A 12,900-nucleotide genomic window follows, 5' to 3' on the forward strand; every position below is an offset into this window, starting at 1 on the left:
ATCAAGAGAAAATGCACTAAGTAACGGATAATTTAGGTACTGCGTGTTGAGCTTTATTATACAAACCCCGTACTAAAGTTACGTACTTCATAAACGTGTCGCCATGCTAGAACTCAAGCAACTTACTAAAACGTTTCCAAAACAAACTACACCGATAATCAATAACCTTAGCGTTATTGTGAACCAAGGTGACAGTGTCAGTATTCGCGGCGCCTCCGGCTGCGGAAAGTCAACGTTGCTCTCGCTTATCGCGGGTTTTGACGCTCCAACGTCCGGTGACATTCTAATCGGCGGTAACGCATTATTGGCAATGAAAAACGCAGATGCGTTTAGACGCCAACACCTTGGTGTTGTGTTTCAAAGCTATAACTTATTCGATTGCTTTTCAGTGTGGGACAACGTGGCCTTTACCAGCAGGTTAAAAGGCAACGCCGATGCCGCGTTTCAAACAGAGTTAATGGAAAAGCTTGGCATTTTATCTTTAGCCAATGCACCGCTTTCTCAACTATCAGGGGGTGAGCAACAGCGCGCGGCTATTGCCAGAGCGCTTGTTCATAAGCCGTCGCTAATCTTGGCCGACGAGCCTACCGGTAACCTTGATGAAGACACCAGTGAACTTGTTGCCAATACGCTTTTCGATGTATGTCAGCAATTAAATACCACCTTAGTGGTCGTCACACACAGTGAAGACGTAGCACAGAAAGCGAAAACGCCCTATTGGCTTCACAAAGGACAATTAAAAAGAGAGCGTGCATAATGGGGTTAATCTCCCATACCTTTCGCGCATTATTGGCGATGAGCAAGAAGCGCCCGTGGGAGCCGCTGCTTATTGCCTTGGCAATTATTGTCGCCAATGCCGGCTTAGTTACGGTGCTGCTTATTAACAAGGGGGCAGAACAGGGCGAACTCGTCAGTACGCAAACGACCTTATTTAGTAACGCAATGGTAGTTGCAAAAAAAGGAGAGACCTTTACGAAAAGCGACTATGTTGCGCTAAGACGACAAGGCTACACACAACTCGTGGCCTTTTCTCAGTATGATGCAAGCGTAAACTGCCCGCATTCAGATGCGCATAACACCAACCAATCACCATCAACTTCTGAAGCAACAGCATTACGCTTAATTGGAATAGACGCTCAAGCCTTACTCTCATTTAAAGGTAGTGAGTTAGAGAGCGGCGCTCAACGTACGTCTGCCCTACTCGGTTTGAGTCGCGCACGCAATGCAAAAACTGGCAGTGCCGATACCCGTTTAATTTCAGCCATTGCGCACCCGACGCTTGCGGACACGCTTACTTGCAATACAATGGAGGTGAATTCACTGACGCCTTCAAAACATGATCCGGCAGAAACCACAACAGCGCCCTATTCACAGCAACTTTCGATTAGCACCAGTAGCTACGCGCCTCGTGATTCTCTGATAATGGCCCTGTCAGATTATTATACACAAGGCCGTACGCTAAAAAATACGCCGCTGTCAGGCGCAGTATTTATGACAGCGCTGAGCGATGCAGATAGTCAACAATTACTCACGTATCTGCCAAAGCACTTAACCATTCAACGCCCTCCTACCCTTACTGATACTGGCTCACTACCAGATAGTTTTAAACTTAACCTGTGGGCCATGGGAATATTAATGAGTGTGGTGTCGTTATTTATTATTCTCAACGCACTCAATTTAATGTATCGCACTCGACTACCTAACATCGTTAGGCTACGTCAACTTGGTATCCCGCCACGTACAATAAGCATAAGCTTACTTTGCGAACTATTCCTATACTGCGTTATAGGCTGCGCTATCGGCCTGTTGGTGGGGTTTAACGGCGCTGTGCTCCTATCTCCAATACTTACCACTACGTTTAGTTCGTTATTTGATTCACTTTTCGTGACACCAAATGTAGCCTTGTTATCGCTCTTCTTTCAAAGCGTGTTGGTGACCTTTCTAGCGCTGGCTGCATTTTCATTGCTCCCAGCAAAGCAGATTAAACATGCGCTTAATAAACGCAACGCAACGCCTTATGCCACGCCGACGGTTTCAAAGGTACTTGTTGGTTCAGCACTGTGTTTGGTGACATTTTATGTAGTGCTTCACCTTGTTAGCTCTACTCTAGAAGCACTCCTTTTTGTTGGGTTTGTGTTAGTTGTTAGCTGCATATTAATCATTTTCTGGCTGCCATTAGTAACAAAATTAATTGAGCACATCACGCCAAGAAATAAACCACTATTGCACTATATTGCGGCAAGTACACATAGGCTATCGCATAAAACGAAGCTAGCGATCAGTGCTTTTTTCATTGCACTTACTGCTAACGTGGGTATGAATGTAATGACCGATAGCTTTAGAGAGGCCACAGAAAGTTGGCTGTCGCAGCGTCTTGACGCACCGGCGTACCTCTACACCGAGAGCAAGGTGGATGCATTACAACTTCCAGATGATATAACCGCCGTGCCTGTCTACCGCCGGCGCGCCGTTGCTCATATTGACGATGTTGCCGTACCGGTGAGGCTTAGAAGCTTTTTAGAAAATGAAAAGGCGCAGCGTACGTTGGTACTACAAAATGCCGTTACAAATAGCACGCAGCGTTTTGCCAATGGCGAAGGCATATACATTAATCAGCAATTTGCATTTAAATATAAGGTTACGCCCGGTGACGTTCTATCACTAACGCCAGTCGAGAACGCCTCTACTGATAACACTCCTTTAAGTAATAGCGATAAAACTGACAACACTCAGGTAGTGTTTAACGCAATAAAACGGAAACAGTGGGAAGTGTTAGGCGTTTATCCAGACTACGGCAACATTCACGCCCAAGTATTGCTTCCTCAACGGTTATTTAATGCGTCCTCTACCTTCTCTGGTGTTGTGTCGTTAAGTGGAAATGTTACCCCGCACCACGCAATGTTAAATAAACAAGGCACACTTTACACAAGAGACGCGTTACTGCGCCTGTCCATGGACACGTTTGATAAAACCTTTGTTCTCACTCACGGCTTAAACATTACCACCTTGTTGGTTGCAGGGTTAGCGTTTGCCGTATCACTAAGCATGCTAGCTATGGGTAATCAGTCTCAACTTAGTGTGCTTAGCGCCCTAGGGGTAAGTGCTAGACGAATTAAAGCGGCGCTATTCGCCCAGTATTTGTCGTTATGCATTATCACCACACTGCTGGCCATCCCATTTGGTCTTTTCTTAGCGTGGGCATTCATAACGTTGGTTAATCGCTATGCGTTTCATTGGGTATACCCGCTCATTTTAGACGTGTCGGTTATCGCACATAGCGCGCTTTTCGGCGTTGCAACAGTTTTGGTTATCTTATTGCTGCCTCTTGGTAGGATGAAACAAAAAGTCGATTTACGGCAGGAGTGGTAATGACTAACGCGTTGTACGGTTTTTTTAATGGCTTAACATATCGAGCGTTTTTAGTTTGGTTACTTGCAATGGTTATCTTGACTGGCTGCAGCGAACCACAAAAACCTATTAGCTTTTTTGGTGATATGCGCCCCTCTTCACAACATGCAAGCGTAGATGAAAGCAAGCCGCTGTTAATACCGTACGATCACAAAAGTCATCCTGATTACCAACTTGAATGGTGGTACTTAACGTTTGTACTGCAAGATAATAAAGGTAACGATTACGGTCTACAATACACGCTATTTCGTTTCTTACGTGACGATACAACGCAAAACGATTGGTCGAATAGCCAACAATGGATGGGGCATGCATCGTTACACACAATCGACAATCACTACTTTGAAGAGCGCTTCGCGCAAGGTGGTGTCGGCAACGCGTTTGTCAGTGCTGAACCATTTGAAGCAATAATAGACAATTGGTCGTGGACATCATCCTCTAACGCGCTGTTTCCGAGCAACGTAAACATCACTATTCAGCAAGACGTAAACGTAGCGTTAGCGCTAACGCAAACGGGCCCATTTATTAAGCACGGTAGTAACGGCTATAGTAAAAAAACAGCCAATGCTTCGCTGCGTTCTTACTATTACAGTCAACCGCATATTGAAGTGGCGGGCAATATTGAAATTAAGGGTGAAAGCGTTGTGGTAACGGGCAATGGCTGGTTTGATCATGAATGGACAAGTCACCTTGCTAACAATAACGCATTGGGTTGGGATTGGTTTTCACTGCATCTTAATGATGGAAGCAAACTTATGGCGTTTCAAATGCATGCAACGCCAAGCAGCAGGTTAAGCAAAGACCAAGCTCGTTCAGATACCTTCACCACCGGCACCTATATTTCACCGATTGGACAGTCACAAACACTAACCCAAGACGATATCCAGCTTTCAGTATTGGCAACAGAGCGCATCAATGAAAAATCGGTACCTACCCGATGGACGCTTTCGATACCCACTAAACACATTGATATTACAATAAGCCCTTTCAAGGAAAATCAATGGAATCACAGTGTATTTCCCTACTATGAGGGAAGAGTCGACGTATCTGGTAGTCATAGCGGCGCTGGCTTTTTAGAGTTAACGGGATATTGATGGGTCTTGCGAAGCGAGTGTCTACTTTTTTTACACCGCCTAATCTCTATGTTTCACCCTGTAGACGCACAGCTAGCAGGGCAAACGTTAGTGTGAAAGGCTCTGATAAAAAGCAACAGCGCAAAATTAAAAAACCATTAACAATTTTCGTCATTATTTTTTACACTTTTTATTGTCTCCGTCTACCCATAAACATAAATTACTGATAAAAAAGAATAAAAAAAAGGGAACAATCATTGCTTAGACTAAAGTATAACGCTCTACTGCCATTATTTCTTATGTTGGAGTGTTAACACTATCGTTATAGGAAAATTAATGAAAAATTTAAAGAAATTAATAACGCTAAGCTCACTATCTATATTCTTATTTTCAGGCGTTGCCAATGCAGCGCTCATCACACCTGGGATTATATGGGGTAGTGGAAATACAAACCAAGGTTTCACCGTTGCAACATCTGGAAATCTTGAATTGGGATTACGAGCAAAACAACGCTACGCTTCACCAAACGATCAGATAGGCGTAGGCATTGTTCAAGATAGTAATGGAAACTATTTGTTTAACTCTACTGGCGTAACGGTACCAAGCAATAGGTCTATTTGGAGCTTCGACTGGTCAATTAACTCTGACACACTAGATGGTGATTCTCCGTTAAGTACATACACCTATTTAATCGGCGTAGACTACAATCCATCGTCGGCAATGAACATTCAAAACTACAACCCTGTTTCAGGTACTAGCACAGGTTATTACTTGGGCAATAATAGTTCATGGATTAACGCTGACGGAAACAAATCCTCGGCGGCAAACGTCGCTAGTTTTATTCCTGCAGACGGCACGTCCAATCTTAGCAGTATGTTAGACGACTTTAACATCGGACAAAACTCTGTGAACATGGGTTTTCTACCAGGCGCCCCTGTAGGAGCCGGTCAGTATACCGTTTCGCTTAGCGCGTTCTCGGGGAACGACTTAGTAACGTCTACATCAATAAATGTGTTTGTCGACACAGTTCCGGTATCTGCTCCGGCAACGTCGATGCTGTTTATTGCAAGTGTAGCCGCAGTGGCACTTAGTAGAAAAAGTAAGCCTAGTGCGCATAAGTAATGAGTAAATGATAATAGAAATAAAATAAGCGCTGCTCATCAGCGCTATTTAACCTAAAGCAATGAAAAGTTAAGTTTTTCTTTTCTTTTTGACTGAAATATCTTCGAGAAATTCATTTGACAGCCTAAATAAAAAAGCGCTTGCGCTTTATCAGAGCCCCTCAGGTAAAAACATGACTCATTATCAAAACGAGCAGCTGTCTTAACTAATCAAGCATACAAGAACAAATACCGAAAAATGGCGCGGCATCCCCTATACAAATTTAAAAACATAAAGTCTAATTTCTTATCCGGTACGGCAGGACGTATGACAGTTGTAGTTGATTTTGTCAAACGAGACCTTTTGCGCGCATCTGAATTGTTAAACATAAAGCTAAGCTCTGGCGCTCCGGCGGGATTAACGTCTCTCGACTTTCCACCAAGTGCCTGTAATATTGTGTGAGGAATTAAAGACGCAGGATCAGAGCCGTTGTTCAGATTCCATGTTTGGTCAATGAAAAATAAAGGTGTCATAGATCCCGACTTTCTTTCAGACTTGAGAGAAAGATTTGAACGCCAGTATCTATTTAATCGTCAGGTTGTGAGCCCTATAAGTACAAGCACATGGCAAGAAAGAATAGCCTTTCAATTAACAGAAGCTTTTGTATTGGGCGGAAAGAACTTCAGTGGTCCGTTTAGCCTCAGTATTAACGATATACCTCCTTAATTGATAGCCAGAGGGTTGAGTGACCGCAATAATATCTTTATTCGCTCTGGTGACCATTGCGGGAAGCCTTAGCACTAGGAACTAAAAACAACGGCATTCGAACTCATCTCTTTTAGACTTACATTACAGAGAAAGAAATAGGTAAAGCAATCAGAGCGTTCGTAGATCTAATAAAGAGGTAACGTTTTTGAAATTGACTATGTTCTAATTTTGAAACAAAAAAGCTGGCAAAACGCCAGCTCTTAGAGATCAATAATGAGACTTATTGAGCCTTCCGTCTAAATCCAAGGAAAGCAATTGCGCATAAAGACATAAGTAATGTAGCAGGTGCGTTTGCATCAATAATATTTTGAGCTTCTTGTCCAATACCAGTAGTAAAGTTGTCCCATGTGGTTACGCCACCCGGATCGGTACCGCCAACGCGCAGACTACTGATTAACGTAGTTGGTTCAAATACAACACCAAAAAACTCAGTACGACCGCTACCTGGAACTGACTGAAGGTCGAATCTAGTTTCACTGCCGTCAGCTTCAGTCAACCACATAACCATACCGCCACCATCATTATCAAACACATCAAACCCAATAGCGTTAACTAGAGCAGGGAACTCCACCGTAAACTCAATAAGCGAAACACCGAAGGGACGCGAGCCTCGAAGAGCAGGGCCTGAAACCGCACTAATTGAACTTCCATTTCCAGTAGACGTAAAAATGTTACCAAAAGTAGAGGTAAAGCCGCCAATACCATTTGATGTAAATCCAGTCAAATCATCATTATCAAATGAGAACAACTGAGCTTCCCATGCTGCACGAGCTTGTGCAACCGAGTTAGTTACTGTTGCTGTTGTTGACGACGATCCTTGGAAAATCATGACTGCATTTGCACTTTGCGTCATAACTAAAGCAGTTACCACTAGAGCTATTTTTTTGAACATTTTGAACAATTCCTTTTTGATTTAAAGAGTTTGCGTATTAAATTCGATTAACACCAAACCCAGTAAAGCCAAAAACATGCCAAAAATAAACCATTGATTATTAATGGATTAATTAAAGCAAAGCTAAGAAATGTAAAAAAAACTGACGTTCTCACTCGTAACTATTAAAAACTTAACTCGCTAATAAACCGACCAGTTTATTCGTTTACTTAAACTGGTGAGTGCCGCCACACCTAACTGTGAATTACCCACGCTATTTAACGCTGGAGAAAACACACAGATAGAAAATCGGCCCGGCACCACAGCAATAACGCCGCCACCAACCCCACTTTTTCCAGGAAGCCCTACTTTAAATGCAAAGCTTCCTGCCTCGTCATACATGCCGCTGGTGGCCAAAAGCGCATTAACTTGGCGGTTTTGATCAGGAGTTAATACCTGTTCGTTAGCGCAAGCAGAAAAACCTCGGTTAGCCAAGAAATTAGTAGCCCTTGCCAGGTCTACGCATGTCATTTCTATTGCGCAGTTATGAAAGTAGTTGTGTAATACGGCCTCTACTTCATTTTCAAAATTACCGTATGCTTTCATAAGGTACGCCATTGCGGCGTTTCTCGCGCGGTATTCAAACTCTGAGTCAGCAACCACTTTATTAACCATAATGTCAGGGTTACATGACAAACGTCTAACAAAGTCTCGCATCGCAATGTGGGGCGACGCAAAGCGCGACTGCACCATATCACTGACCACCAGCGCACCGGCATTTATGAATGGGTTTCGAGGAATACCATTTTCGTATTCTAGCTGAACTAATGAGTTAAACGGTAAGCCTGACGGCTCACAGCCTACCCTGTCCCACATCGTTTCGCCGTAGTGGTTTATGGACAGCGCTAGATTGAAAACTTTTGAAATACTTTGAATTGAAAAAGGCACATTGGCATCGCCTAACGACGTAATATGCCCTTCGTTGTCACAAATGGCGATACCGAACTGGTTTGGGTCTACCGATGCAAGCGCAGGGATATAATCTGCAACTTTTCCCTGCCCTAGCATGGGCTTTACTTCTTCGAAAATCCCTTCAAGAAGTGACCCGATATCTTCATCCATTCGGCTAGCTGACATCGACTTATTAATAGGTTGTCACGCCTGTTGTTGATGCCATACCGCGCTGAGGTCCATGCGGTACCTTTCCATCAATAAATGAAAAGATTTTCTTAGCAATATCGGTGTTATCGATTTGTCCTAGGAATGAGGATTGCCCCGCTCCAAACGCAAACACTTCAACGTCAACACCAGTATGTCCTGTCGTCGTCCAGCCAGTATTGGTTTTGTTGTCTAAAAACGTCTTAATCGCACTTAAACGAATCGCATCGTCTTGCTTAGCAACACTGTCGAACGTGGCCAATTCTTCATCGGTGAGAGTAAGCCCTAGTTGCTTCGCAACATAATCGCCAGGCTTATCTTCATTCACCATACCAAGCGCAATTACGCTTGCCGATGCATTCATGTTTTGTAAAAACTCAGGGCTCCAGCGATAGTCGCCATGCGCGCCTATGGTAAGCCCGCCGGTGCTGTGATCTGCCGTTAATATCACTAAGGTATCCGGGGTTGCTTCAACATATTCACGCAAAAACGACATGGTTAACGCTAGGTCGTGCATTTCTGTCATTGCTGAAGCAATATCGTTTGCATGTCCTGCCCAGTCAACTTGGCTTGCTTCTACTAACAAAAAGTAGCCGTTGTCATTTTCTAGATGCTTAATGGCATGTTTTGTCATGTACTCAAGACGATTTTTACGGCTATCATCCAGCACCCATGGCAGCGCAACTGGCGCAAACAAACCAAGAATATTACTGCCAGTCGGTACCGACGCTAAACTTTCATAAGAGTCTGCATGTTGATACCCCGCGTCTACAAACTCTGCCAGTATGTTACGGTCGTCACGCTTAAAATAAGACGTACCACCGCCAAGCATAACGTCGGCAACGAAATCACCATTTACGCGAACGTCAAAGAAGTCTTCGGCAATAGCATTATAGTTTTTACGGCTTTCGTTATGGGCGATATAAGAAGCCGGCGTGGCATGCACTATTTGCGAGGTAACGGCTAGTCCCGTTCGCATGCCTTTTGATTTAGCAAAATGCATCACCGATTGAAGCGGTTGCTTATCAACATCAACGCCAATTGCACCATTGTACGATTTAACACCTGTTGCCAGTGCGGTAGCCGCTGCTGCAGAGTCAGTCACATAGCCTGATACCGGAGCAGGGTAAGTCGAAGCATTCCCAACTAAAATATCGTCAAGCACAACATTTTCAATACTAGGTGTACTCGGGTCGTCAACATAATTGCGATAGGCGGTGGTATACGCAGGCCCCATACCATCAGCCACTACCATAATTATGTTCTTCGGAATGTTTTGCTTTGCGGCTGGCGGGGCAGTATTCACTGTATTATCTGTGGCACCGCACCCAATCAATGCTGCAGCAGAGGCACAAAGTACTAGCGTTGTACGAATATGTTGTTTAATCATGAAAACTTCCCTGAAGTATAAACTACGCGCCTACACGTAAAGGCACATAAAAAGAAAAGCGCTATTTTGGGTAGTATCGCGAAAGAAGCGAAAAATAGGTAACCGACGCCTTAAAAACGTATTAACTACACAAAACGTTACTAATAATAGCGCTAGTGTAAATCAGGACGGAGCGTACCTCAAAACTTTACGTTAAGATTAGTAAAGTTGTCGTTAAGTAGCGCTTCGCTACTTAGATTGCTCTAGAAATTCTCGAAGTCGCTGCTGCGCGACGTCGACAAGCATGTCTGGCTGAAATTTAGAGATAAAACGGTTGCACCCTACTTTTTCAACCATGGCGTCGTTAAAGCTGCCGCTTAATGAGGTATTAAGCGCAATAAATAAATCACTCATTCTTGCATCCTCTCTTACTTCAGCTGTCAGGCGATACCCATCCATTTCAGGCATTTCGGCATCGGTAAACATTAACAGTATTTCATCGCTTGGACGTTTGCCCTCGTCAGCCCACTGCTTTAATAGCGCGAGTGCTTGTGCACCATTTTTGCGCTCGATGATCGTCACGCCAAGCTGCGATAACGTATCTGAGATTTGTTTACGTGCCGTGCTAGAGTCATCAACAATCAGTACTTTTTTACCTACAAAATGGTTAACGATGTTGGAATCGAGCACTTCTTCAGAAATAGTAATGTCATAATCGATAATTTCGGCCAGTACTTTTTCTACATCTATTATCTCTACAATCTCTTGATTGCCACCTACATTCACCTGTGTGATAGCGGTTAGATAGTTTGATTTACCTATACCGCTTGGTGGTGGCTGTATCGTGTCCCAAGACGTATTCACAATGTTCATTACATGACCAATAATAAACCCCTGAACACTGCGATTATATTCAGTGATAATTACGTTATTCGCTTCATCGCCAATAGCACCACCTCGCATTTTAATCGCTTGGCGTAAATCAATAATGGGAATAGAGGCGCCTCGATAATTCATCACGCCTTTCAAATTACTGTGCGACCCAGGCATGTTATTAAGCTTAGGCACGCCAATAACCTCTTTGATTTTAAACACGTTCATAGCAAAGATGTGGCGTGAGCCTAGCCTAAACAGGAGTAGCTCTAAGCGGTTCTCCCCTACTAGTTTGGTTCTTTGATCTACCGATGACAGTACGCTATTAGTCATATCGCTCACTTCTTCTCAGTCTACAACCGCCTATTAACGCGCGAGGCAATGCCTCATGAAGCACGTTATCGCTTATTAATCTTTAAACGTCGTTGCCTGTTAACAAAACACCTTGTGCGTGATGGTATAAATTTACTCTCTCTTATCACTCAATGCTCACTATACTTTCGTCTCTATGAGTAACGTGTCGCCACACAAATATTCACAATATGAATGACGGCAATCCAAATTATATATTTCTCTTATCTTCAACTCCGCACTAGGATGAAATGGAACTAACGGGAACGCCCTACAGCGTAATCGCAAAACAACGTTAAGAATTTTAATTATAGTCGGGAGAGACGAGCATGTCGCAATATCAACAAGACATTGATAACTTCGCCACCTTAAAAGCAGCACAAAAAGGTACTTGGGAAGGAATTAACCCAGAGTATGCTGCCCGCATGAAATTACAAAACCGCTTTAAAACGGGCTTAGACATCGCTCGTTATACTGCAGGCATCATGCGTAAAGATATGGCTGAATACGATGCTGATACGTCTCAGTACACGCAATCTTTAGGTTGCTGGCACGGTTTCATCGGCCAACAAAAAATGTTGTCTGTTAAAAAACATCAAGGCACTACTAGCAAGAGCTACCTTTACCTTTCAGGATGGATGGTTGCAGCACTTCGCTCTGAATTTGGTCCACTGCCAGACCAATCTATGCACGAAAAAACGTCGGTTTCATCACTTATCGAAGAGCTTTACACTTTCCTTCGTCAAGCTGACGCTCGTGAATTAGGCGACCTTTTCCACAAGCTGGACGATGCAAAAGCAAACGGCGGCGACGTGGCTGCGATTCAAGCAGAGATTGAGAACTACGAAACACATGTAGTACCTATTATTGCTGATATCGACGCAGGCTTTGGTAACGAAGAAGCAACATACCTACTTGCTAAGCAAATGATTGAAGCGGGTGCATGTTGTATCCAAATCGAAAACCAAGTTTCTGACGCTAAACAATGTGGCCACCAAGACGGTAAAGTGACGGTTCCTCATGAAGACTTCCTAGCGAAAATTAATGCAGTACGTTATGCATTCCTTGAACTTGGTGTTGAAGAAGGCGTAATCGTTGCACGTACCGACTCACTTGGTGCTGGCCTTACTCAGAAGATCCCAGTGTCATTGTCTGAAGGCGATTTAGCAGCGCAGTACAACGCGTTCCTTAAAACTTCGCCAGTAAGCGGTGTTGAAGATTTGAACGAAGGCGACCTTGTACTTAAACAAGGCGGTCAGCTTGTTAAGCCAGAGCGCTTACCAAACGGTTTATTCCGCTTTAAAGACAACTCAGGTTTCGACCGTGTAGTACTAGACTGTGTAACATCACTTCAGCAAGGTGCAGACTTACTGTGGATTGAAACTGAAAAACCACACGTTGGTCAAATCGCTGAAATGGTAAATGCCATTCGCGAACAAGTACCTAACGCGAAGCTTGTTTACAATAATTCTCCGTCGTTCAACTGGACGCTTAACTTCCGTCAGCAAGTATTCGACGCATGGACAGAAGCAGGTAAAGATGTGTCTGGTTACGACCGTGCCAAGCTAATGTCTGAAGATTACGATAACAGTGAGCTTGCGGCAGAAGCTGATGAGAAAATTAAGAGCTTCCAAGCTGATGCAGCGCGCGAAGCGGGTATTTTCCATCACCTTATTACGCTACCTACTTACCACACAGCAGCGCTATCTACTGATAACCTTGCTAAAGGTTACTTCGGTGAAGAAGGTATGCTTGCTTATGTTCGCGGTGTTCAGCGTCAAGAAATTCGCCAAGGTCTTGCGTGTGTTAAACACCAAGCAATGGCAGGTTCTGACCTAGGTGATACGCACAAAGAATACTTCTCTGGTGAGGGCGCATTGAAAGCGTCTGGCGATGACAACACCATGAATCAGTTCGACGTTTAAAAG

9 protein-coding genes are annotated in these 12,900 nt (G+C 43.8%); 5 read left to right on the plus strand and 4 right to left on the minus strand.

Features of this window, described 5'->3' with window-relative positions:
• The first annotated feature begins 103 nt into the window (after positions 1-103).
• The 4 genes from AC27EZ_RS04055 to AC27EZ_RS04070 all read left to right on the plus strand — a co-directional run bounded on the left by AC27EZ_RS04055 (position 104) and on the right by AC27EZ_RS04070 (position 5,603).
• Entirely contained in the window at positions 104-757 is a 654-nt protein-coding gene (locus tag AC27EZ_RS04055; RefSeq protein ID WP_487134091.1) for an ABC transporter ATP-binding protein, read from the plus strand.
• Entirely contained in the window at positions 757-3,369 is a 2,613-nt protein-coding gene (locus AC27EZ_RS04060) for an ABC transporter permease (RefSeq protein ID WP_487134092.1), read from the plus strand. Before AC27EZ_RS04055 ends, AC27EZ_RS04060 begins: the two co-directional genes overlap by 1 nt.
• The gene (locus AC27EZ_RS04065) at positions 3,369-4,502 is read left to right on the plus strand and encodes a lipocalin-like domain-containing protein (RefSeq protein WP_487134093.1); all 1,134 of its coding nucleotides are present in this window, start codon (positions 3,369-3,371) and stop codon (positions 4,500-4,502) included. The genes AC27EZ_RS04060 and AC27EZ_RS04065 overlap by 1 nt, the downstream gene beginning before the upstream one ends.
• A 315-nt stretch (positions 4,503-4,817) precedes the next feature.
• Positions 4,818-5,603 (plus strand): hypothetical protein, encoded by a 786-nt coding sequence (locus AC27EZ_RS04070; protein WP_487134094.1) that lies wholly within the window; start codon positions 4,818-4,820, stop codon positions 5,601-5,603.
• Between the two features lie 967 nt (positions 5,604-6,570).
• On the opposite strand, the gene AC27EZ_RS04075 is transcribed toward AC27EZ_RS04070, so the two are convergent.
• The 4 genes from AC27EZ_RS04075 to AC27EZ_RS04090 form a co-directional block, all read right to left on the minus strand.
• Positions 6,571-7,242, minus strand: a complete 672-nt coding sequence (locus tag AC27EZ_RS04075; protein ID WP_487134095.1) for a hypothetical protein — start codon at positions 7,240-7,242, stop codon at positions 6,571-6,573.
• Between the two features lie 180 nt (positions 7,243-7,422).
• On the minus strand, positions 7,423-8,343 hold the full coding sequence (gene glsB, locus AC27EZ_RS04080; protein WP_487134096.1) for a glutaminase B: 921 nt from the start codon (positions 8,341-8,343) through the stop codon (positions 7,423-7,425).
• Positions 8,344-8,365: 22 nt separating this feature from the next.
• A complete protein-coding gene (locus AC27EZ_RS04085; RefSeq protein WP_487134097.1) occupies positions 8,366-9,769 on the minus strand; it encodes an alkaline phosphatase in 1,404 nt (467 codons plus the stop codon).
• A gap of 228 nt (positions 9,770-9,997) precedes the next feature.
• On the minus strand, positions 9,998-10,954 hold the full coding sequence (locus AC27EZ_RS04090) for a chemotaxis protein CheV (protein WP_487134098.1): 957 nt from the start codon (positions 10,952-10,954) through the stop codon (positions 9,998-10,000).
• A 347-nt stretch (positions 10,955-11,301) separates the two neighbouring features.
• Here AC27EZ_RS04090 and AC27EZ_RS04095 point away from each other — a divergent pair, with 347 nt between their 5' ends.
• The gene (locus AC27EZ_RS04095) at positions 11,302-12,897 is read left to right on the plus strand and encodes an isocitrate lyase (protein ID WP_487134099.1); all 1,596 of its coding nucleotides are present in this window, start codon (positions 11,302-11,304) and stop codon (positions 12,895-12,897) included.
• The last annotated feature ends 3 nt before the right edge of the window (positions 12,898-12,900 follow it).

This window comes from Alteromonas sp. 4NH20-0056, assembly GCF_057539655.1.

Bases quoted from the DNA above. Each gene is read 5' to 3' on its own strand.
- AC27EZ_RS04055 (WP_487134091.1), top strand. From the start codon at position 104: ATGCTAGAACTCAAGCAACTTACTAAAACGTTTCCAAAACAAACTACA.
- AC27EZ_RS04060 (WP_487134092.1), top strand. From the start codon at position 757: ATGGGGTTAATCTCCCATACCTTTCGCGCATTATTGGCGATGAGCAAG.
- AC27EZ_RS04065 (WP_487134093.1), top strand. From the start codon at position 3,369: ATGACTAACGCGTTGTACGGTTTTTTTAATGGCTTAACATATCGAGCG.
- AC27EZ_RS04070 (WP_487134094.1), top strand. From the start codon at position 4,818: ATGAAAAATTTAAAGAAATTAATAACGCTAAGCTCACTATCTATATTC.
- AC27EZ_RS04075 (WP_487134095.1), bottom strand. From the start codon at position 7,242: ATGTTCAAAAAAATAGCTCTAGTGGTAACTGCTTTAGTTATGACGCAA.
- glsB (WP_487134096.1), bottom strand. From the start codon at position 8,343: ATGGATGAAGATATCGGGTCACTTCTTGAAGGGATTTTCGAAGAAGTA.
- AC27EZ_RS04085 (WP_487134097.1), bottom strand. From the start codon at position 9,769: ATGATTAAACAACATATTCGTACAACGCTAGTACTTTGTGCCTCTGCT.
- AC27EZ_RS04090 (WP_487134098.1), bottom strand. From the start codon at position 10,954: ATGACTAATAGCGTACTGTCATCGGTAGATCAAAGAACCAAACTAGTA.
- AC27EZ_RS04095 (WP_487134099.1), top strand. From the start codon at position 11,302: ATGTCGCAATATCAACAAGACATTGATAACTTCGCCACCTTAAAAGCA.